The sequence below is a fragment of the bacterium genome (assembly GCA_021108215.1).
Classification (GTDB): Bacteria; Oederibacteriota; JAAXVQ01; order JAAXVQ01; family JAUVAV01; genus JAIORK01.
In genome coordinates, this window is sequence record JAIORK010000050.1 from 90854 (window position 1) to 114359 (window position 23506).

At 41.9% G+C, this 23506-nt stretch carries 15 protein-coding genes; all 15 read right to left on the reverse strand.

Annotated features, from left to right (window positions below; genetic code table 11):
• Positions 1-138: 138 nt before the first annotated feature.
• Positions 139-1443, reverse strand: a complete 1305-nt coding sequence (locus tag K8S19_12380; GenBank protein ID MCD4814472.1) for an extracellular solute-binding protein — start codon at positions 1441-1443, stop codon at positions 139-141.
• Positions 1440-6629, reverse strand: a complete 5190-nt coding sequence (locus K8S19_12385) for a DUF6259 domain-containing protein (protein MCD4814473.1) — start codon at positions 6627-6629, stop codon at positions 1440-1442. Before K8S19_12385 ends, K8S19_12380 begins: the two co-directional genes overlap by 4 nt.
• A 40-nt stretch (positions 6630-6669) precedes the next feature.
• On the reverse strand, positions 6670-7503 hold the full coding sequence (locus tag K8S19_12390) for a carbohydrate ABC transporter permease (protein ID MCD4814474.1): 834 nt from the start codon (positions 7501-7503) through the stop codon (positions 6670-6672).
• A gap of 116 nt (positions 7504-7619) precedes the next feature.
• Positions 7620-8522 (reverse strand): sugar ABC transporter permease, encoded by a 903-nt coding sequence (locus K8S19_12395; GenBank protein ID MCD4814475.1) that lies wholly within the window; start codon positions 8520-8522, stop codon positions 7620-7622.
• Between the two features lie 14 nt (positions 8523-8536).
• Complete coding sequence (locus K8S19_12400; protein MCD4814476.1) at positions 8537-9487, reverse strand: PorV/PorQ family protein; 951 nt, start codon at positions 9485-9487, stop codon at positions 8537-8539.
• Positions 9484-10929, reverse strand: a complete 1446-nt coding sequence (locus tag K8S19_12405) for a T9SS type A sorting domain-containing protein (protein MCD4814477.1) — start codon at positions 10927-10929, stop codon at positions 9484-9486. Before K8S19_12405 ends, K8S19_12400 begins: the two co-directional genes overlap by 4 nt.
• A 12-nt stretch (positions 10930-10941) precedes the next feature.
• Positions 10942-14562, reverse strand: coding sequence for a hypothetical protein (locus K8S19_12410; GenBank protein ID MCD4814478.1), 3621 nt, complete (start codon positions 14560-14562; stop codon positions 10942-10944).
• Positions 14563-14576: 14 nt separating this feature from the next.
• A complete protein-coding gene (locus K8S19_12415) occupies positions 14577-15680 on the reverse strand; it encodes a hypothetical protein (GenBank protein ID MCD4814479.1) in 1104 nt (367 codons plus the stop codon).
• 243 nt (positions 15681-15923) lie between these two features.
• Positions 15924-16493 (reverse strand): hypothetical protein, encoded by a 570-nt coding sequence (locus tag K8S19_12420; GenBank protein MCD4814480.1) that lies wholly within the window; start codon positions 16491-16493, stop codon positions 15924-15926.
• Between the two features lie 232 nt (positions 16494-16725).
• Complete coding sequence (locus K8S19_12425; protein ID MCD4814481.1) at positions 16726-17637, reverse strand: energy transducer TonB; 912 nt, start codon at positions 17635-17637, stop codon at positions 16726-16728.
• 4 nt (positions 17638-17641) lie between these two features.
• A complete protein-coding gene (locus K8S19_12430) occupies positions 17642-18061 on the reverse strand; it encodes a biopolymer transporter ExbD (protein MCD4814482.1) in 420 nt (139 codons plus the stop codon).
• A gap of 31 nt (positions 18062-18092) precedes the next feature.
• On the reverse strand, positions 18093-18527 hold the full coding sequence (locus tag K8S19_12435) for a biopolymer transporter ExbD (GenBank protein ID MCD4814483.1): 435 nt from the start codon (positions 18525-18527) through the stop codon (positions 18093-18095).
• A gap of 13 nt (positions 18528-18540) precedes the next feature.
• A complete protein-coding gene (locus K8S19_12440; GenBank protein MCD4814484.1) occupies positions 18541-19152 on the reverse strand; it encodes a MotA/TolQ/ExbB proton channel family protein in 612 nt (203 codons plus the stop codon).
• A gap of 290 nt (positions 19153-19442) precedes the next feature.
• Positions 19443-20330, reverse strand: coding sequence for a hypothetical protein (locus K8S19_12445; GenBank protein ID MCD4814485.1), 888 nt, complete (start codon positions 20328-20330; stop codon positions 19443-19445).
• A gap of 3 nt (positions 20331-20333) precedes the next feature.
• On the reverse strand, positions 20334-23363 hold the full coding sequence (locus K8S19_12450; protein ID MCD4814486.1) for a tetratricopeptide repeat protein: 3030 nt from the start codon (positions 23361-23363) through the stop codon (positions 20334-20336).
• Between the last annotated feature and the right edge of the window lie 143 nt (positions 23364-23506).

The window sequence follows — 23506 nt, forward strand, 5'->3', positions numbered from 1 at the left end:
CCTCCGCTAAAATAAGAATACAATTTTTACGCTTTCAGGCTGTCCAAACCTTGCAAAACCACTACACAACTATTATTCCCAATAAAGAAAAGTGCAGGAGCGAGACTACATCACTCCTGCACTCAATAATACCGGTAATTATTTTTTCTTCATTATTTTTTCTTTTTCTTCTCTGGCTTTTTGCAAAACATTCTGAGGAATGACTTCTCCCAAAATAATACTTTGCAGCCCTTTGGATAAAATTTCCCGCACTTCATTTTTCTCTTCAAGCTTGATATCCGGATTCAGACGTGTCATCCCCTGGGCAAACCCTTTGAGCAAAGGATCAATCTGACTAAGCGAGTCTGAATTGGCCGGAATCTGCTTGGATTCTTTCGCCAGTTGTGATTGGCGATCCTTGTCCACAAACCATTTCAAGAATGCAATTGCTTCTTCCGGATACTCAGAACTTGTAGTAACGGCAACGCCTTTGCCGACACCGCCGAATAAATACATGGGATACTCGGCATCGACGGGTTTTGGAAAGGGAAAAACACCCAGCTCCAATTCATCCGATGCAATTCCCTGGTATACATTGACCGCCCATGACCCATTGAGCATCATGGCCGCTTTTTTGTTGGCAAAATTAATTTCAGCAGTCTTGTTATTCATGTTAATCGTTCCCGGATAAAGAATTTTATGCACACGCATGTCAACCACCCGCTGCATTGCCTTGAGGCAGCCGTCATTGGTATACGGCAATTCACCGGTATATAATTTTTTCATGTTCTCTTTCCCTAAATAGGTCCAGCAATACGCATTAAAAAAGGTATAATCAATCCAGGGTTCGCTCAAACCGGCGACAAACGGTGAAATACCGGCTGCATTAAGTTTCTCACTGATTTCTAAAAACTCACCCCATGTCTTGGGAGGCTTCTCAGGATCCAAGCCGGCTTTTACAAACATATCTTTGTGATAGTATATCTGAATATTCATTACAGTGAGCGGAATGCCCCAAAAAGAATCATCCTTGACTTTGTATGCATTTCCCGCCTCATAGAAAAAAGCTTCCAATGCCCGAGGAAAAAAAGTCTTACGCCATTCACCATTGTTCTTGTTCAACTCTTCGGTAAGCTCATAAATACGGTCTGCGTTGATGTAACGCGCCAAGAGATCGCCACCGCCTGCCAAACCAATAATATCCGGCAATGTCTTGGCTGCTGCTGAAGCTTGCAGTTTCTTGAAATAATCCGACCCGATTAACATCATTTTGACTTTGACGCCGCTTTCTTCTTCATAGTCGGCAGCCATTTTTTTTAGCATGGGCTGTTGGTCTCCCCACCAGTGCCAGACCGTAACAGTCATTTGCTCTACCTGGCCTTCCTTGGGCGCGCACCCAACGAACCCACCTGCAATACTTGTTATAAACAACCCAATTACGAAAAACTTTAAAATGTTCTTCATAAATCTTCCTCCCAGTTTTTATTGCCGACAATATAGAAAATCGTGAATGTTTTACTCTCGCCGGCCTTTACTTTTTCTTCCTTGCTTAAAAGCTCCATCGTATAGAATATCGCATCCTGCCAGACACCGATCCGGTTCATCTGAGATACGTTAAATTTCTGCATAAAATAGCCCTTGCTCCGGGTATCCAACGCCACGACCCAACCCTCATTCGGTTCATAATCATCCTTACCGATTTTAGCATTAAATTTCTCCTCAAGGATCAATGTACGCTCATCATTTTCAGGATCAGCTACTGGAATAATAATCCGATGATCGTCACCGGCAAAATTGTAGGGTCCCGGCGCAAGATCCGGATGATTAAACCACAAATATTTCCGATTGACATCCGTTAAATTTCTAACTGAATAATCCAGTTGTAATTGACGCCCGGCGGAAGGTAATATCATCCGCCTTTCCAACTCCAGTCCATTCTGCGTCCGAGTCTTCATCGCCACAATAATTTTTTCACCTTTTTCCTTCACAACCTCCACTTCCCAGTCATCATTCCATACAAAACCAGGCCATCCACTGGGGAACCAATCATTTACTCCGCCATATTCTATCCAATCTTTTGATTCGGGTATTTTTTTCACTGTCGGATAATTCTGATAAAGCATATTGGCGTTGGAATCACGGTGATAAAACGCCATGATCCTGCCGCCAAGATCACTTTGTAATTGCACCTCCACCTCTTCGTTGGACATAATAATATTGTCATCGCCGCAATTCATCCAATCACCACGCAAAACAAGTGCTTCGCCGGGTACAATCACTGGATATTTCATTATTTCCGTATGCTTTTTCTTGCCATATTCAAAAACAACCTTAATCTCCTGCTCGCCCTTCTGGGTGGCGGTAACATCAAATCGAATAATTTGTTCGCCGCCGTCAGCCACTTTCAAAGGAAACCTGGTCTGACTAAGCAAAAGTCCTGCCGAGGGTTTTAACTCTATTGTCCCAAATGCATTTTTTTTACTGAAAGTAATCAGCCGCAATTGTCCGGTATTCTTTTTCCCGCGCACTAAAACCCGAGGTCCTTCAAATGAAATGACACGCCAGACCGGCGAAACTTCGATTTTTTCCACCTTGGTACGGGTAACATTTTTCCGCACTTGAAACGATGCCGAGATTTTATGCTTTTCAACTGCTTGAATCTGCGGCGGCTTAACCTCCAAAGCAATTTTTTTCTCTTCACGCGGTTTTAATTTCACCACTTTTCTTTTTTTGCCCTTCCAATTATCAGGTATGTTTAAGTGAAGCTGTCCCTTGATTTTTTCAGTAAAGTTGTTTTTGATGCTGACCAAGACAGTTGTCCACTCACCGCTGTCAATGCTCTTACTCTCGGTTTTTACCGCGACTGCAAAAGGCGAATCAACCTGTAAAACACTCTGTGTTGCATGCGTCGTTACTTTTTTTCCTTGTTGACTTACCAACTCACCTTTCAACCACACAACATCACCCGCTTCAGCTGTCGAAGGAATCCGCAAAGGAAACTCCCCTGAAATGGTCTCTCCCCGCTTCAATACCTCAACTGATTCGGTTTTCATATATTGCGTAGGGGACAAAGTAATAAAACCATCTTTGGGCTTTATCACCGGAGAATTTCTTTTAACCATCCAGGCCGAGAGAACGAGTTGTACATTATCCATTTTTATTTTCCTTAAATTTTTCCCCTCCACCCCCACCATCACCTGCGTATTGGCTGCAACCTTATCAACATTAGAAAGAATTTTCAAAGCATACTCAAAATGCCGGTTCGGATTGTATTCAACAACATACTTTACCGCGCCCGTACTGGCCATGTTGGTATCCGTATGAAAAGCAATCGCATGTGGTGTGAGCGCAACCAATGGAATTTCATGCCGTCCTTGCCGCACGGAAATCGCCTCGGCTATTTTCCATTTTGCAGGCCGAGGAATCGTAATAAGCGTATTGTGATGTTCCAATTGCGTGACAATCACTTTATTCCGCTTTCGTTGAACCACAATGTATTGAGGTTCTCCAAGATCAAACCCGTACAGACGGGTGAAACGTCCTGCTAAAAAAGTGCCTTTTCTGTCAGTCGCAATAAATCCATTTCTAGCGACCGTATGATTTAGTACCGGGTATTCATCAAGTTCAGAAAGATTGGCTAAAATCCCCAGATCAGGATATGCCGACCATATCAAATGATGGGATCGAATCTGCTCGTAATTCAGCAATGGTTTTCCTACATATTTCGAAACCACGTGTTTTTGTAATTGATCCGCCAGTTGAAACCATTTTTTTTGATCATGCCATTCTGATACCCAGCGTCCATTAAACATATTGTATCCATGGGCCAAATAAAACGTGATTTTTTCATGACTATCGCAGAACACTTCATGCGCAAGATTATGGTGATAATACAATACGTTTTCATGACTAAGATATTGCGCTATGGGAAAATACTCCCACGAACCCTCACCCCACCAAATATTGTAATCCAGACTTTTGGGAAAGGTGTAAGATGCCATGCCGCAAAATGCGCTCATCAAAGGGACGATCCGGTCATAGCCCTGTTCCGTCAGCAGGGGTCCTGACTTAACATTTTCAAAACAATTTTCGTACCAGCCCTGCGCATAATCGTTGGGATGCCTCAAACTCGAATTCATATCATAATCAATGAAACGGGCGCCAATCTGATCTAAGAACAGCATATCAATTTTATACTCATTAAAAAACTTTTCAGCAATGCGATCTCCGGCCCGTCGTACAGCAGGATGTCGCGGTGACGTTGCCCACCCTTTGCCACCCGAAGCGTAAACCTCAAAAACCGCTTCATTTTTAAAATTTTTACTGGCAACCGCTTTGGGTCCTCCCGAACGCGATAAGGTGGGGCTGACATTCCAAAAAGTATTATTGGTATATGGCATTAAAACAAGGTCATGTTTTTTTGCCAAGGCAATGTTTTTTTTAAAATCCTGATTAGTCCCGAAGGTGGGATTCACCGGCCAAAAATCCGGCATATGCTTGTCAAATCCCTCCAGCCACCATGTCACATAATGTACGATAGTGCCGTAGGGTAATTCCTTAAAATAGGAAGCAACATGGTCAAAATCACGATTCATATCAAGTGATATCTTCAATAAAACACCCTTACGCACTTTGTCAAAAAGACTTTTACCTAATTTGTCAACCAAGCGCGATGTTTGATCCAAACCATTTTCATGTCGATACCGTTTGAGTGCCTGCTCAATTTTTTCACCCACAACCATGCGCAGCGGCTGACTCGCCCAAGCATCCCCCGGTTTGATATACGTTGCCCAACCGTGTTCATAAATACCACACTCCCCTTTGGCCGGGGAATATCCAATGTTAATCCTGGTAGGTTTAATGGGTTGATCCCGCCATAACAAATATGAAGAAAATTTACCGCCATCATCCAAGGACCAATTCACAAAATCAGAAAACAATAGTGGATAGGTGGTTTTCCATTGCCGTTTTCCTTTAAAAAACTTCTGATTAAATCTTACACCCATGGCATACGGAAGATACAAATATTCCAATTTTCGATAATCCAGACAAATACGGGGAATATCCACTGCCGTCACAATTTTTCTTCCATTATTCTGAAATGTTGCCGTGAGATCAAAATAATTATGATCACTAAAAACCAAAAAAAATGTCATAATTGATTTTCCGGAACGATAAACCATTTTTAAGGTGTTTTTTTCATCAAGCCATTTATAGGAAAATCCTGAATTCCGGGAAGATAAAAATTCCTTGGCATTTTGAAAGTCACCTTTTTTGAACATCACACGCCAAAGATAGGAATGCTCGCTGCCCATGGAAACTTCAGATTTATTTGTTTTGTCTTGAATGGATTGAAATGTGCCCGTCGCCCGATCTAAAACAACCTGATAACAGTTGTTCTCGATGGTAATCATTTTATCATCTTCCTTGATTTCCGGGGAACTCTTATCCTCTCGCAATTTGGATACGCGATATTTTTGTCCAAAAAGCTTAATAATTCCACCTTGATCCAAATAACCTTTGCTGCCGGTAAAACAGGCCGCAAGATTTGTTTTACTGATTGCCTGAGGCATCACCAAAGGAGGTGGTGGTTGAATCAATTGCGAAGGAATAATCCCTGCGACCAGTTTAATATTTTTTTTCCCTATGAATTTAACCGAATAAAAATCAGCCCGGTAATCTTTAACGGGGATGGCGGGATTCCCGGTAGTAACACCCAGCGTGAAAATAAATTTCTGCTCACCTTTTAAATATCCCAAATCTTCCGAAAAATCAAAAATATAACTTCCCGGTTTATTGATCTCCGGCTTGATACGATAATATCCCCCGCGAAATTGTTTGCCTTCCAAAACCATATACAAACTTGCATTTAATTCAAAAACGACCACTTCCAATTTCGAGTATTGCGAAAAATCAATTTCCAGTTCTTTAAACACACTACCATATTCTTTAGTTTTATTTTCTCCGGTTATCCGCAGTTTTCCACCTGATTGTTTTGAAAGAAATGCTCCGGAGCTCTGGCCGCTTTTCCAGCGATTTTCCCATCCCAACAGTTCAGTCTGAAGTGTAACATCACTATCCATTTCTATTTGTGAATCAATTTCAATAATTTTACCGCGAGATGAAGAAACAAATTTAAGACCTGACATTTTCATGGATAAATCAATATTCCCCGGACGCTCTCCTGTCGTAATCCCGATCTCAATCCGAACACGCCGGACACCCTTCAAACCGGTGGCTTCACGTACATTATAGGCAAATTTTCCAATTTGATGATTGTCTTCCTGAAGTTTAAGGTAACCATTTGTCAAATCATGGTTTTCAATCAATAAAAACCAATCGGCATTCGGTGTACAACCTGTGACATTAATTTCTAAAAAGGGATATTTATCAAGATTCCAATCAACATAACGATAGACAACGCCGTAATTTTTTTCCCGCTCAGTACCAACGATATGGGCAATCCCGTCTTTGATCTCAAATTTAGCCCCACTCGGTACACCATTGTCCCAAGTATCACGCCATTTTTCAGTCGAAGTATGTTGCACATCAAAAATAGCTAACGAACGTGCTTCACCTTCCTGCAAAAACGTCAGGTTGCCCAACAAAATTAATAAAAAAAATAACGCAAAGGGTAAAGATTTCCTCATTATTTAAACCAACCTCCCGATCTAACGCGCAAACCCCGGTCTAGCCTTTTACCGCCCCGGCTGTAATGCCTTTCAAAATGTATTTGGACAAGAAAAAGTAGATAATTAATAGTGGAATAGTCGCGATGGTAAGTCCGGCCATGAGCAATGGATAATCCGTCAGATGCTCGCCCTGAAACACCATAATACCGCGCTGAATCGGCATCAGTGCACGGTTATTAATGACAATCAAAGCCAACAAAAATTCATTCCACACAGCCAGAACCGTAAAAATCGAAACAGTTGCCATGGCCGGTTTGGCCAGAGGCAAAAATATCCGCCAATATAAATCAAATTTGTTGCAGCCGTCAATAACCGCCGCTTCCTCAATTTCTTTAGGAATATTTTCAAAAAAAGTTTTTAAAATAAAAATAGCCAAAGCCAATGCTGCATTGGTATACGGCAAAATCAATCCCAGACGCGTATCTGCAAGACCCATTTTAATAAGCAAAATATACAATGGAATAAATGCTCCCGGAATGGGAATCATGAGGGATCCGATAAACATAAAATAAAGCACATTGCGGCCAAGAAATTTGTACCGGGCAAAAACATAAGCCGCCATGGACGCTAAAAACAGTGCAAATATCAATGTAACTGCTGTATAAAAAACGCTGTTAAAAAAATAAATTCCAAAAGACCCGACTTTCCAGGCAGTCACATAATTTATAAATTTCCAGGCATGGGGTATAATAGAAATATTGGAAAAAACCTCGTTTTGTTCTTTCAGCGAAGAAGCGAACATCCACACCAAAGGAAATATACTGACCAATGTCCAAAATATCAACACCATATGAACTGGAATATTGGCCAAGGTTTTGCGACGAATTTTCATTTGCACGACTTTACCTTTCCGACTTCTCTAGTCATTTAATACCTTATCCATTTCAGCTTTGCAAAATCAGATGAAACGGAATCACTTATCTGTGGAATTCCCTTACTTTGGAATAATTACCGATAATCCATTGCCTTACTAACCCGCAATTGAACCAGAGAAAGAATCAATAACATAATCCCCAGCACCACTGCTTCGGCAGTCGCATATCCAAAGTGATACGATTCAAATGCCATTTTATAAATTCGTGTTACAGGAACTTCAGTATGAAAGCCCGGCCCTCCATTAGTCATGGCGATCACCAAAGGAAATGTTTGCATGGTTCCCAAAAGTGTTAAAATCGATACCATGGTGGCAACCGGTATCAGCGAAGGAATCGTAATATGAACAAACCGCCTCCAGGCATTGGCACCATCAACATGCGCCGCCTCAAAAAGTTCTTCAGGTATCACTTGCAGCCCGGCAAAAAAGAGCAGAAATGCATTCCCCAAACCCTGCCAACTCTGAACAATCGCCACACTGATAAGGGCTGTGTTTGGATCAGCCAACCAGGGACGAGCCAGATTACCCAAGCCCACCATGCGGAGCCAATAATTTAAAATCCCATATTCATGATTATAAATAAACCGCCAAATCAAACCAACAACAATCAAGGATAAAACCGGAGGAATATAGAAAACCATACGATAAAACCGTTTCGCGCGAATATCCCGATAAACCAGAACCGCCAAAAATAAAGCGATTGCATTCTGAACGATCATTGCAAAGGCGGCAATAAAAACGGCATGCCCGACCGAGGTCCACCAGACATTATTTTTAAAAAAAATATCGATATAATTGTCAAGCCCTACAAAACTCATGGATGGCGCAATGCCGTCCCATTCGAAAAAACTGATTTTAAACGTTTCAATGAAAGGATACAATCCAAAAATAAAAAAAACCGTCAACGCCGGTAAAACAAAAAAATAGGCACCCCAATTTTTCTTGGTCTGCCGCCACAAAGCACTAAAATCAGACATCCACAAACTCCCTTCTAAATATCAATCCCCAATGACACCAATTGCGTCCCATCGTAATTTTCATCGCTCCAGGCATTCATTCTGTAAGCATAATCGAGATGCCAAACGTACCCTGCAACTTTCGTCTGAACACCCAGGCCAAATGAAATACCATTGGTACCTTCCGGCGCAAATGTGTATCCTGCCCGCAGAAACAATGTCTGCGCATATGAAAATTCACTGCCCACATGGATATACGTGTCCATTTCCAGTGTCTGTTCAATGTCCAGCGCAATATACAAATTTTTCTGATCCTGCTGAAGTAAATGATACTTCCCTGACAAAATGGCCCGCAGGGGCAATGAATCTTCTTCATCTATATATTTCAAACCTGTGCCCATGTTTTTTATACTCAGGCCGGTCATTACTTCAGGAAGCGGTTGATATTGAAATCCTACATCAGCGCTAAAAGAATTGGCTGAATATTCGCCAAGTACTGAATTGAGTAATTTTAAGTTAATCCCATAAGCAAAACCGGGCAGCAATTCCGGTTCAAGCCGGCCAAATGACAGTATTGCTAATTTTCCGCTTACATTAATACCTGCAACACCCGCACCGGCATCATCCAGCATTTCCATGCCGTGGTAGACAAAAGAGGCGCCAAAACCACCTATCCCCTGAACAGGAAAAACAATATTTAAAATTTCGGTATGGTCCAAAGCCAATCCGGTTTGATGTGTAAACAAACTGCTTATTTGTTTTAAATCATGCAATCCGGCCGGATTGTAAAAAACGACTCCCGGATCGCCGGTCATGGTGCCGCCGGCTTGGTTCATTGCATTCATTCTGGCAGTATCCGCAGTGAGTAGTAACATGCCGCTGCTGGTTCCGGCCGAAGCTGCCTGACTTTCAGGTGCATATAAAATACACGCAAAAGCTAAAAAAATCGAGCTAATTTTTATAAAAAAAGAAGGTTTTATCATCATTTCACAACCACCACGCGAATATTCTTTGAAAACCGACTGCCGTTATTTGTATTTTTCGCTTCAATTCTCAGGATGTAAACGCCGCTCCCCACCCAGTCTCCAGCATCATTTTTTCCATCCCAGTCCATTTGAGATGCAATCTGGCCTGAATAGGAGGTATCCAGCAATGTCCGGACCTTGCGTCCCGCTAAATTATAAATTTTAATCGTAACGCTTTCGACACTCTTAATTTTATAATACAGCTCCAAGGGAGCTTGCTTGGGTCTGAAAAGATTCAGCGAAGGCCGAAATATATTTTCTACAACCGGTGTTATCGTCACCGTGGGTGTCGGGGGCATACTGCTCAATACTCCAATGCGAATAGAATCAATTTCAAAATATTCTCCACCACTACCCACAACTGCTAATTCAACACTAAAATCATACGTCCCTGTTTCCCAACCCATTATCTCTGCAAAATTAAAATAAAACGATCCGGTTTCAGTTGTATAATCATTTAAATACTTCTGAAAATAACTTCCGCTTTGTTCCTGCATTCCTATGCGCCACTGTGCATCCTGCGAAACATCTTGCACTACCACATTTATAATTGGATATTTTCCAACATCAATGTTTAATATTTCAGAAAGAACCTTCCCCCAAGTATCATTCGCTGTTCTTGTAACCGCTGCATAAGAATCGGTATAAGAATACGCGATAATAGCATTAAAACTATTGGCTCCATTGTCAACCACCCAGCCCGCTGGTAGCTCACCGGCCATGCCGACAAATTCTTCTTGATATATAAAAATCTCCACCGTTGGTGTTGGCGTGATGGTTGATGTTGTCGTTGGCGAATAAACTGGTGATGGAGTTGATGTTACCGTGGGTGAACAAACCGGAGAAGGGGTTGGTGTAGGAATGTTGTAAATCCTAACCGAATCAGCCTCAATATAAGTACCCGCATTACCTTCCACAATCATCTCCACACCAAACGTGTGGGTGCCAGTCCAACCAGTCCCGGACGCATAGTCATACTGAAACGTCCCAGTACCGGTCTGCGAGCCGGACAGGTCCCAATGTAAATAGCTTCCCTCTTGCTCCTGGATACCCAATTTCCAACTGGTACTGGCCGAGATTCCGGTTACCACAATTTCCACCCATGGATAGGTGTCAACATCTACCGTCTGATTTGGCGAGAGCACCTTACCGTAGGTACCTTCCGCCGTACGTGTGACAGCAGCCCAGGAGCTGGTATATGAATAAGCGATGTCCGCATTGAAGGCACCGTCTTGAGTCTCATCGCTCCATCCCCCTGGTTGTGTAAGCGGTGTTCCCGAAAAAGATTCATTCCAGAAGTCAGCTGCCCAACTTTTTCCTGCACTAAAAAGGACGACCATGCCAAAAACGATAAAAACAACACCAAAATATTTTACCCGGACATCCCTGGTCTTGAATATCATGGATGCCGCCCCCTAAAATGTTATGGTGAATTGGGCCCAGAAAGCACTCTGTCCCCAATTTTCACCATTGGCATATGGAAAATATGCCTTATTCAATTCCCAATGGATACGCAAAAATCCTCGCGGCAGATCGCGTAAAAGCCCGACTGCCAGACGGTCATAAATTTTATCCGGCATACCCCGCTCTGCATGAAAATCCAATTCACGCCCTATATCCACTGCCAGTACGTATTCATCCATAATCGGATAACTGTTTTTTAAATAAAAACCATGAAAAATGGGAATATCCCGAATTTCGTTAAAGCTCACGACTTCATTGGCAACATAGTAAGTATTATGAATTGGTGAATCCGGATTAGCCTGAACCGCATTAAAACGCCCTTTATAAATCGGTGTCATGGAAAACCCACCCATCACATAGTGTTTATAGCGTAAATCCACCGAAGCTTCATGCCCTTTATGTTCCGTAAGCGCTGTGCCGTATGATTGGTTGTACCGGTACCGGTTTTGTACGCTCGCTTTCAGACCCCACGGTGCGTCATAGGTCACCAGCAATTCAGGTGACACAATAACATCATTCGTATATTGTACAACTATTGGAATTTCTTCATCTGCTGATGTATACAATTTATACTGGTCCGAAATCCGATCCTTAATCGCACCTGCATAAATCCCAAATTTAATTCTCAAATTCTCAATATCATCGTTGATATAATTGATAACACCGTCAATGGTCGTATTGACATCACCATTGGAAATCCGTTCAATATTTGTAGCGCGCAGCTCCAATTCCAAATCCGATATAATAAACCCATCAAAAAGTCCTAGTGGTAATGTTGCGGAAAGATCATACCCCCTTTGATCGCGACGGTAGGTATAATCCGGTTCATGATCATTTTCCCTGCTATCTAAAATACCATTATGATTACGGTCATCTTTTTCATGCAAAAGATAATCTTCCGGCACATAAAGCCCTGTGACATATTCTTTATCCGGATACCCGCGATTGGAATAATCATTAAACACCACACCCGATTTGTCAGCATGACTATCGTTCAAGACTGCCTGATTATCATTATCATCAACAGTATTGTAGGTGAGTAATGATGTGTCATACTCCGGCATAACTTGAAAATACGCAGCCTTTATCAATGCCCCCGAAAACCCCTTGGACATTTTGACAAAAAAAGCATTCGCTTGGCGCGTTGTATGTTCACTGCGGAACGTCTGATTGTGTGCCAAAGAAGCCGCATATTCGGCATCAATATTCACGCCAAATAACTGACCACTGAGGTCAACACTCAGTACAGAACGAGCAATTGTTTCTTCTGTAGAATCAAATTCGCCATCTCGCAACGCGCTCAATTCTTCCGAACCATCTCCCAGAACAACCGAACTGGAATAATCAGCATAAGTATGGTCATCTTCAGGCAGACGAGCAACCCAAGGCTCTTGTGTAAGCGAAATCCAATCAGAAGTATTGGATGAAATACTGATATCAAGCGTTCCCCGATAAACACCCGTTTCCGCTTCATAGGCACCACCTTCAACATCAACAACAATCGAACCCAGACTATTAGGATCAACCAACTCCCCGTTGTGAGTCAATGGAATCCTATAAATGATATACCCCCCGGAGTAAATAACCTGGACTAAATTTGTAGGATCATTGTCGTTGAAAAAAGTTTTATTCTTATCATAAATATAATTAGTCCCGCCCGCGTTCGGATCTAAATTCACAGCAATATTTTCATCAGCAGAAATCGCCAAGGTGTTCGTATGAATCCCACTATAGAACATATGATGTTCACTATTATTCTGAATTTTGATATAAATAGATGGTGCAAAAGTCTGATATTCGCTGGCATCAATTTTTCCTTGAAAAATATTTTTATCAATTTCGCCATTACTCCGGGAAAGATTAACCGCATTCAATCCAACACGAATACTGCCAGGTGCAATTGAAAAATAATTACTTGCACGAATTCCCGTCATGAAGACATTTTCTTTAAATTGCGAAGTGTCTGTATACATGCGTGTCCCAAATAATTTAAAATTAAAATCACCCACTTGAGGTTTCCACAGAAAACCCCGGAAGGGCGAGGATTTTTTAAAGGTCAGATCTGTAAATAGAGGATCATACACAGACCCGATCTGAGAAACATCGCCTGCATAAAAATCAAAATATTTAACCAACAAAAAGCTCATTTTTGCTTTAACTGTCCCACCATAAATATCCTCCCAGACAACACCATCGTATTCATTCACAAAATCATATCCAAGATTACTATAGATATCGAGACCTTCCGCTGGATGAATGGCAGCCATAATATAAAGCTTTTGCGTAATTTCAGAAAACCCAATATCAATTAACTTTTTTCCATACCGGTCAAGTTCACCCCAGTTTGGCTTTGCCGCAACACCTTCCAACCACTGACCACGATAAATCTGATCCGCCACACCCGATACTTTCAGAATATCGCTCGATTTCGAAGGCGCTAATTCCGCTGCATCCACCGATTGAATCGGCGTCATAATTCCCTGCAAAACGCTCATTTTCTTAGAAAACCCTATTGACCTCAAATGAATTTCAGTCCCGGCACCTTCCAGCCAGATATCAATGAAAAACGCCTCTTTTTTCCGCCAACCGGCAACCTCTGGAATATTGGCAATATAAACACCACGGCGGGTAAATTTGGGAATAACCACGCGGAAATTATCCTGATTTCTAGCTTGGACCAATTGCACCTTGACGCGCCCGACTTCCAGCTCCCGCTCCAGCTCAATTTCTAAAAACGGATGTTTTCGAAAATCAACCATAATGGGTTTTTCCGGAGATGAAAATTTCCCATAATTGGTTTTCTTTTGCAATGACAAATGAACACGCCCGCCTTTTTTCACAGTTGCAATTGTATTCATTCCTTTATGCGTCGTTCCATCCCGCCATCCATTCCGTCCTTTTGACCAATCCTCAAAATATTTATAATTATCCATATTCCGGAAGTCCACCTGATATTTCCTGGCATCCACTTCTGTATCAGTCGCAGCAGTTTTCCCACTTTGTTTCACAGAAGCAGATATGGTTTTTAGTGTTTTGGTCTTTCCCTCAGATTTTGTCTTCGAACTGCCGACTTTGGCAATATTTTCACCAATACGTAATTTCCCAACCACTACTTTTTTCCCGCTGCCTTCCGCCCAAAACGCTATCCAAAAACTTTTTTCCCCACTCCACTTCGCACCTGTTCCAATACTGGCATTGTATCTTCCCGGTTCGGTAATACCGCTTAGTATTTTATGGCCATCGTAGGGCGGACCTGCGCTGACAACTTCAACACTCAAAGCACTTGACTCATCAATTTCATCCACCACAACCTGAAGGATCAGGCCGGGGGTTACATTCATAATGATGGGTGTTTGAGGACTCAATACCTTCCCGAACTGTGCCCCTGACTTCACTGTGATAACAGCAGCTTTGCCGGAACGCTTAAACGTGCAATTAAACCCCGAGTCCGTCGAATCATCCCGCCAACCTTTGAAATTGGATTGGTAAAAATCCTGAATTGCGACTGCAGAAGTTGTGCTTGTAATTAATAAAACCGTGATGAATGTTAAAAACACCAGTGCACGTTTCATGATTCCCCCAAAAATTAATTAATAATTTTTACATCCTCTTTATTATTAGATACTAAACTCCCATCTCTTATTACAATCTTTTTTATAACAATCCCCTGCTCAGTCTGAGGATTGGTGGTTGTTTCGATCCAAATTTGAATCCAAAAAACTTTATTGCCCTGCCATTGGGTCATCTCAAAAATATTGGATCGATAATGACCTGGTTGGGATATCCACTGCATGATGGAATGACTATCAAAAGGTGCATTGGCTGTCATCAAATCAACTTTGATACGGGCCGTTCCCATATCACCCACGACTATTTCAAATTCCGTCGAAGGAGTGATCTGCGCCCGAATTCCTTTCGCTGCTGACATGATCTTCCCGCTACTCGTACTCATTTTCAATTTAAGACGCGGCTTACCATTTTCAAAGCTAATCTCACTATTAAACCCGGGATCCGTTTCCCCGGTCCGCCACCCTTGCACACCTTTCCGAAAATCTTCAAAAAACAGAGAATTTTGTGGAACAGGCGTGAATTTCTTGGTCACATATTTTTTTAACGCTGCCTGTTTTTTTTGTTTGGCAACAGCATTTTCGTCCATAAAATAAATATCATTAAATGTCACTGTTTTTCGTTTGCCCTCGAGCCAGACTTCCAGCCAAATATTATACGCTCCTGTCCAGCCTGTCCGTTTATGTAGATTGACTTTATATTTACCGTTTTTATTAAGCACACGCGCCACCTGATAGGAATCATAAGGTTCGTAGGCATTCATAATTCGGATGGTGGCAATCGCACCGGGATCAATACTTACAACATCAACCACCATCTCAGTTTTAGGAGAAATATCAAGGGGTATGGGTTCTGATTTGGACATGGTTTTCCCGTAATCCTGATGACGTGTCGATACTTTCAAGCGGCAACGTTTCAATTGAATCCAGGTATTGAATCCCGGATCAGTTGTATTGTCCCGCCAACCTTCGAAAGAATCGCTATAAATACTGCCTGGAATATCGATTTTTTTTGTGACCTTACCTGAAAAAAAAGTGAGCGGAAATAATGCAGAAGAAAAAATTATCAATAAAGCAATAATAATCACCGGGAGAATAATATAAATTATTTTTTTTGAAGCCATACAGCATTCCCCTTTTTTAAAACACTTCATCTTTTTTTAAGCTTATGACTGCTATTGACAGGGAGGAATCGCACTAAAAAAAGTAATTTTCTGATATGTAAATTCACAAACCGTAATGAAAAAGGCCTTACTAAAAAGCCCATGTCAAAAAATGTCCAAACGGTTAAAAAATATTCTTGAAAAAACAGGGAGTCTCTTCCTGGTCCCGGAAGAGGCTCCCTGCAACATTCAGGTTATAAAAAATTATTTTTTCTTTTTCTTACGGTATACTCTTTTCTTTTTAGCGGTCTTTTTCTTTTTCACGACTTTCTTTTCTGCCAGCTTGCCATCGGTAATTTTGATATCCGACACCATGGCAGTCCTTCCAAATCCTTCAAGCCAAATGGATATCCAAAACCCATGTTTTCCCCTCCAAGGCGTTTTCTCGGCAATCTTCACGCGTTGAATACCTTTTTTATCAGTTGCAGGTATAATCTCATGTGTGTCATAAGGTTCTGTGTTTGACATAAGGTTGATTTTAAGTGCACCTTCCGGGATATCCTCTTTGATGTCTATTTCAAATATCGTATCCTCAGTGACTTCAATTTCAATCCCTTCTTCAGCAGACATAATTTTTCCATAACTTGTATCTTCAGGGGTTGTAATGGTACCAATTTTTTTTTCAGTGTCTACTTTCATATTTGCATCGAAACCCGGATTGGTTGATTGATCACGCCAGCCTGAAAAATCATTGCTCCAAAGAACTTTGGCTTGGACTAATGCCGAAAGACTAATGGCAAATGTCGCTACAAGTAAAATTTTGAGTACTTTCATCTTTTGATCACTCCTTTTCTATTTTTTTAAGAGGTAAACCCTCTTCTATAAGTAAAACCGGAAAATTAAATTTTAGCTGATACAAACTGATAAGTCAATAAAAATACCTCCTTTTCCGTTGCCTGATGCTATTAAAACCCTTTTCTTTTCTCAAATTTGATGATCCGATTGTCTACATTATTGGACACCGAAACCCCCGAAAATATTTCATTCTATCTCAAAAAAACAATACTCAACGCAATGTGAACCTTATCACAATCGTCCCGGACTGTTCTGCCTGCTTGGCAGTCAGCGGCAAAGGAACGAATATATATTTCTTCAACGCATTAATCGCCAACCGATCCAATTCAGCGTAACCCGAAGTCTTTTCCACAAATATTTTATCTCCTACCTCTCCATCCGGGTTAACGACAAATCGAATGACAACTTTGGCCTCAATCCCCTTTTCTTCCAACCAACGCGGTACGCGCGGTTGTTCTTCGTGTATTATTTGGCGTTTGGCAGCCGCGCCGGTAATATAAGTACGACGTCCCATACTTAATTGTTTCCCTCTGTCAATTTTTGTTTTCCGGCGACGTTCCGCCTTAACTTGCTTGATAATCATTTCCGGCTGCTGAAAATTCCGTTTGCTGATCGCAGGACCAAAATCCGCCGGTGGCAATTCATCTAATGGCACGACCTTTGATTCCAATGCTTGTATCGCCGAAGGTCTCGAACGCACCAATGCAATATGCTTGGGTTGTATCCTCTTGATGGCGGGTGCCGGTGGTTGACCGGCCAAATCAAATTTCGGCAACGCCGCCAAGCTGGTTAAATCCATCTCAGAAACATCTTCTTTCGGACTGCGTTCTTTTATTCCTACAACTTTTTGAAAAGATGACTTTTCCAATTCTTCCAATGCTTCATCAATCGAAAATACTTCCTCTTTCACCGGCGGCTTCGGCGGTGCGGCAATTTTACTCATCAATTTTTGCATCTGTGTCGGTTTTTCAATTTCTTCCTGAAATTCCACTTCAGTTAACTTGAGGCGCTTGGGAGCTTCACTGAATTTTTTGGAGCCAAACATGCTAAACAGGACAAGATGAACACCGAAGGAGACAAACACTGTGACCTGAATACGGGGGCTAATACGGTCTAAAAACATGCGTCTACTCCACGATTTCTTCGGTACCAAAGGTAATACGTCTGGCCCCGGCTTTTTTAACAACGGTCATTACATCAATAACAGCACCACTATCCGCATTCTCATCCGCACGGATAATTATCAACTTATGCCTGCTTTTTTGTATTTTTTTCCGAATAAAATCAGGAAAATCCTTTTTTTCAATCTGACTCTCATTCACCGCCAAAAAACCTTCCGGGCTTACTGCCACAAAAATATTTTCTTCCTTTGTCTGCTCGGCAGTATGCGCTTCAGGTAATGCGATATCAAAGGGAGGTTCTAAAAAAGCCGTTGTGGTCACCATAAAAATAATGACCAAAACCAAACAAACGTCCACCAGTGGCGCCACATTAATTTCAGCTATAATTGTTTGAGAATTTTCGCTGCGCATTTTGCTTTTAAGCATGCTGCCTCGTCCTCCAAGGTGCTTTTCCGGATTACTTCCGCTCACCGGTTTTCTTTTTTGATTTCCCCAAAATAATTAAATTCCCTGCTCCGGATTGTTTGGCCAAATCCATAATCCGGATTACCATGCCATGTTTGACATCCCGGTCGGGATTGACAACCACGCGTCTATTTTCCGATTCCACCAACATCCGTTTCAGCAACGCAGGCAATTCTTCTTCCGTTACTTGATGCTGATTCAACCAGAGTTTGTCTGCGGCTAATTTAATAACAATATTTTTACTTTTTTCACTCTTTTTCTTTTGCTTAATTTCCGTTGTCATTTTTTTTTCACTTGAAGTCACAATAATACCACTCTGTAAAAACATCGGAGCTGTCGCCATAAAAATAACGACCAAAACCAAACTAACATCCACCAAAGGTGTTAAATTGATGGTAACAATCGGTTTTTTAGTGTTCTGCATCATAATGGGTATCCGCCTATTTCTTTATATAAAACAGAACCTGTTCTACAGATGCTTCAATATCTGTTATGGTTTGCCGTACACGGGAAACATAGTAGTTAAAGAAAATGACCGCCGGAATCGCCACAATTAAGCCCGCAGCCGTGGCAATCAACGCCTCTGCAATCCCCGCCGCAACCACATTGGGACCGCCGGAACCCGCAGCGGAAAGAGATTGAAATGCTTTAATAATACCAATAACAGTCCCCAGCAGACCGATAAATGGCGCAGTATTACCCAAGGTTCCCAAAATACCCAAAAAACGCTCCAATAGCACTTCTTCTTTCTTAATCAAACTGGAAAGAAGGCTGGTCAAACTTTCCAATGATTCCTTGGAATGTTCAATGGTCGCATATAATACCCGGGGCATCGGGCCGCGATGCTTTTTACAGTATGCCAATGCAGCAGGAATATCCTTTTTCTCAATAATCGGTTTAAGCGCCTTGTTGAATTTATCCGTATTGGGAAGATTAAGCAGGTAATAAATCCCCCGTTCGAGAATAAAAATAACCGAAATAATCGAACAAATTAAAAGCACAATTAACGTCGGGCTGGACTTTAATAATTCAAACCATTGTACATCATTCATAATTTCTTCTCCTTGATAAATTTTTCAGATATAAAAAGGCTATATCCTGTATATACCATGATATTCCCGATTATTTTTAATTATCCTACCATCGAAACCGTCATTTTTCCACCGGCATTCACAGCTTTTATCGCGCGAGTGCTGCAGTGATGGGTTTCTTCCATCACTGTTTGAAGGCAAAGAACTTAGACGGCCAACGCTAACTCCCCAGTGCGGCATTCCGCATTGTTGCCCATAACAGAATAAATTTTCCGCAACAGAAACACGCTCAGCGAGATCCTAGAGTATTTCTATTGCGCACCAAGTTTTATGGCCGAAATATAAAAAATATTTTCCCCGGACAACGATACACTTTTAATACGAATTTTTTTAAGCCGCAAATTTTCCTTGGAAAAATATTTTTTCAGCGCATTGGCCCGTTCCGTGGCAAGATCAATTTCCCTCCCACAGCATTCAATATCGAGAATAACCGTATCATGCTGGTTTACCAGATTTGAGAGTTCCTGCATAATGACCTCGCCTTTTTTTGAAAACCTGGATCGACGCGGTTGAAACACACTTGCCTGCAAGGCTCCCGCCCGCATCAGCCGGGATGTTTCCCATATAAATTGATCAAGATAAAGAATTTTCTGGGGCAGACTCACTTGGGCACCATAATAATCAACCAGGGTGATTTCCGGGACATATCCCTTGCCCACAGCAACCGGCTCAAAATTTTTCCCGCGACCGTTCCAGTTAAATGCAGAAGGCGGATGCCCCACACCGGCAAATGTCTTTACTTCTTTGCCTGTCTGATCAAACAAACTAACCGACCACCGTGCGATCTTGAGGCGCTTGGGATCCAAATGACCAATAACAAATACAATGGAGTGCTTAAAATAATTGAGCCAGGGGGTATAAACTTTATACGATTGCAATGGAACAGGATCAATTTTTTGATAAAGATAGTTTGGTTCTGTCGGTAGTTTTAAATCGCGCCCCTTTTTAGCCAGGGTATTCATCAAAAAAGCTGCCTCAAGTTTATCCGCATAGACCCGCCGCTCAACCTCGACTTTGGCGCGATTTTTTCCTTCCGCCAAAAATTCTTTGGCCGTAGACGTCACTTGAGCAAAAACAAGTGTGCGAAACCCACCCAGCATGCTTACCAGCATAAAAAGAAAAACAATACTTTTTTTCACACCTTACCTCTGTTCACTTTTGATAATCCGGCTCAATAGTTTGATCCGCTTGCCGGCTGCATCCCGCCATTTAGGTTCCAGGGTGTTTTTGGCCAACCGTTGATAGACTTCAAGTGCAGCTTGCCATTTTTTTTCACCTTCGTACATCGAAGCCAGTTCTACCAGCGCCATGGAATATTCTCTGGTCTTAGGCAGTCCCTCCCGCATAATGCGCAGAAGAATTTCCTCATACCGTCCCGGCTCATCCTGTTCCTTATACAACACGGCCAGTCCCAGCCAGGTTTTTTGCAGCAAGGCTTTATCTTTCTTCGCTTCCATCAACACCAGCGTTGCCTCGACACCCTCGTAGTTTCGCTGCAATGCATTCATCATGACCATTCTGGAAAAACCAACCGTTGCATTGGGATCATCCGGATAGTGCTTGACCAGCTTTTCGTAATACGTCAGTGCTTGATCCGGCATTTCAATTTTTTCATACGTAACCGCGGCATTATACCAAGCACGCGGTTGATATTCTTTCAACGCATAATTTTCAGCGCATTCCACAAAATGTTGTGCCGCCTCGGAAAATTTTTCCAACTGGAATTCCCCGGACGCCAACCTAAACATCATTTCAGGCGCCAGTTCATGTTGGGGGTAATTTTTCACAAACGCTTCCGCCTGCAACACACTTTCCCGGACATTCCCTAATTGCTCCTGACAAACCGAAATATAATATTGTGCATTGGGTGTTCGCGGGCTTTTGGTGTATATCAGGACAAACTGGAGAAATTCCGACAAACTCAATTTATATTTTTCTTTTAAATAGTATGCCTCACCAATACGATATTGAATATCTTCCGCCAAATTGCTTTCCGAAAATTTAGAAATAAACTCACGAAATGCCGGAATGGTGTCCATCATATCCGTGATACGGTAAGAAGCCGCCTCGATGCCGTTTCCCGCCTCTTTCGCCTCGGTCGTATCCGGATAATCCACCATCACTGCAGTAAAACGGCGGATGGATTCCTTATCCTTTTGCTCATTGTAATACGTCTGGGCAATACGCAGAGCAAATGACTTGCATTCGGGTGATTCAGGATATTTTTTTAAAAGCGACTGATAAATTTTCCGTGCCCGTCTATTCTCTCCGGCCTGAAAATAGGTGTCCGCCACCCAAAAAAGCGCTTCTTGTGTTTCCGGCGCATCAGAAAATTCATCCGCCATAGCCATCCATGTCTCGACTGCATCCAGGTAAGCCTTGTTCAAATAATACGCCCAGCCAATTTGAAATTGCACACGCGGAATATCGGGATGTTTGGGCGCCGTGTCGATCCATTTCCGGTATGCCTGAATGGACCGGTCATACTCTTGCAGATTAAAATATGCGTGAGCCTGCAAGAGTGATATTTCCATAATCAAATCCTGCGGTAAATTTTTCATTACAAATAATTTTTCACTTCTCTTCCGAACGCCCTTATAATTTTGCAATTCAAAGTTGCACCAGGTCAATCCGGCGTAAACAAACATTTCGATACGCCCTCGCGGATGAATTATCAAGGCTTGTTGATAATAGTCGCGCGACAGCGAATATTTTTTTTCCTGATAATAAGCATCCGCCACCAACAGGCGTGCCCAAGCTGCCACTTCACGGTACTCAACCTGGACGTTTTCCTTTTGTAAAATATTTTCCAGCAAGGGCCATTGTGTGACCAATTTCCGCGATTTGCCTTTCACCATATAATATTCAGCCAAATAGTATAGACCCAGTTGAATCTGCGGACTTTTGGTACGCGCCAACGTTTGTACCGCCCGAAAAGCTCCCTGCTCTCGTCGGGTTTCTAAATTGGCGCGCATTAGCACCAAATAAGCAAAAGGTTCAATTTTTTTTGCGGTTCTGAAGTAAGCGTTGATCTGTTTGTAAGCATCTTCTCCATTTGAAACCGCCAGATAAGCATACGCAATTTTCAGCAAAATCTCCGCACGATTCGCATCCGATTGCGGCAACGCTTCCAAATAGCGGTCAATCGCTTCGGAAAAACGATCGAGATTCAACGCCGCTTCCGCCAAAACATATTTCAACAAAGATTGATCTTTCGGATTAAGCGACGCCAATGCGGTTGTATAACGGGAGTAATTTTTCATAACATCTTCAAATTGGGCTTGCGCCAATGAAATCAAAAGATGCAGCAAAACCGCTTTGGAACGAAATTCGCTTTTCGGATAAATAGTTAAAAAATTAGAGCAAAGACTTTCTGCAGACAAAAAATCACCTGATTTATAAAAAGCACGAATTTTAAAGTAATTGGCCATTTCACGATGCGACTTAATTTCCGCAATATCTAAAACCTTATTGTAAGATTCCACCGCCTCTAAAAAACGTCCCTGAGATTCATAAATCGAACCGGTAAAAAGACGTGCCAAAGGATTTTCACCCAGTTCTTCATAAATTTTCAAAGCATCAATATGTTTCCTCTGGTATTCTTTCATGATGCCATAAAGAAACTTTATTTCGGGATCAAGTAAGGAACGCGGAAATTTTCCGACCAATTCATCAAAAACCTTTTGCGCCTGATTTCTACGCTGCAATTTCAGATTGGTTTTCACCTGTGCAAGCGGGATCTGAGGAAAAAGAAACTCTGCCCGCGCATCATTGGCCAAACGGTTGAATATATCCACCGCCTCTTTATAGTGACCGCGGTTATACGCCAACTCGGCGATTCGATATTGGGCGCTGATTTTCAACGGCCCCTTGGCCGCCTTATCTGCTAACTTTTGATAAAGCAACAATGCTTGTGCACCCTGTCCCTGAAAACGATAATTTTCAGCTAAAAAAAACCGCGCAGCCTCTATTTTTGCCGGGTCGTCCACCCGGATTAAATAAGTTTCCAAAACGCGGATACTTTTGGCATAATTTTTGGACAAATGTGCCTGAACAGCCGATTGCCAAATTTCGGTAACCGATGATGCAAATACATTTCCGAAAATTCCCATCACGCAACAGAATCCCACAACAATTTTAATTATTTTTTTCCAAACATTCCGCAACATCACTACTTTTAACCGCTCCTATTTCCATACTATGGATTTATTTCTTTAAAACATTCATTTTAAACCCATCCTATTTACCATAAATTGTCTAAATAGGCATGTTTTTTATCACTAACTTTATGCTGCAACCAGGAAGCAACCACTGT

Excerpts from the sequence above, each read along its gene's own strand:
- K8S19_12405 (MCD4814477.1), bottom strand. The coding sequence starts at position 10,929 with ATGATATTCAAGACCAGGGATGTCCGGGTAAAATATTTTGGTGTTGTT.
- K8S19_12415 (MCD4814479.1), bottom strand. The coding sequence starts at position 15,680 with ATGGCTTCAAAAAAAATAATTTATATTATTCTCCCGGTGATTATTATT.
- K8S19_12395 (MCD4814475.1), bottom strand. The coding sequence starts at position 8,522 with ATGTCTGATTTTAGTGCTTTGTGGCGGCAGACCAAGAAAAATTGGGGT.
- K8S19_12410 (MCD4814478.1), bottom strand. The coding sequence starts at position 14,562 with ATGAAACGTGCACTGGTGTTTTTAACATTCATCACGGTTTTATTAATT.
- K8S19_12430 (MCD4814482.1), bottom strand. The coding sequence starts at position 18,061 with ATGCTTAAAAGCAAAATGCGCAGCGAAAATTCTCAAACAATTATAGCT.
- K8S19_12385 (MCD4814473.1), bottom strand. The coding sequence starts at position 6,629 with ATGAGGAAATCTTTACCCTTTGCGTTATTTTTTTTATTAATTTTGTTG.
- K8S19_12435 (MCD4814483.1), bottom strand. The coding sequence starts at position 18,527 with ATGATGCAGAACACTAAAAAACCGATTGTTACCATCAATTTAACACCT.
- K8S19_12440 (MCD4814484.1), bottom strand. The coding sequence starts at position 19,152 with ATGAATGATGTACAATGGTTTGAATTATTAAAGTCCAGCCCGACGTTA.
- K8S19_12380 (MCD4814472.1), bottom strand. The coding sequence starts at position 1,443 with ATGAAGAACATTTTAAAGTTTTTCGTAATTGGGTTGTTTATAACAAGT.
- K8S19_12400 (MCD4814476.1), bottom strand. The coding sequence starts at position 9,487 with ATGATGATAAAACCTTCTTTTTTTATAAAAATTAGCTCGATTTTTTTA.
- K8S19_12390 (MCD4814474.1), bottom strand. The coding sequence starts at position 7,503 with ATGAAAATTCGTCGCAAAACCTTGGCCAATATTCCAGTTCATATGGTG.
- K8S19_12425 (MCD4814481.1), bottom strand. The coding sequence starts at position 17,637 with ATGTTTTTAGACCGTATTAGCCCCCGTATTCAGGTCACAGTGTTTGTC.
- K8S19_12420 (MCD4814480.1), bottom strand. The coding sequence starts at position 16,493 with ATGAAAGTACTCAAAATTTTACTTGTAGCGACATTTGCCATTAGTCTT.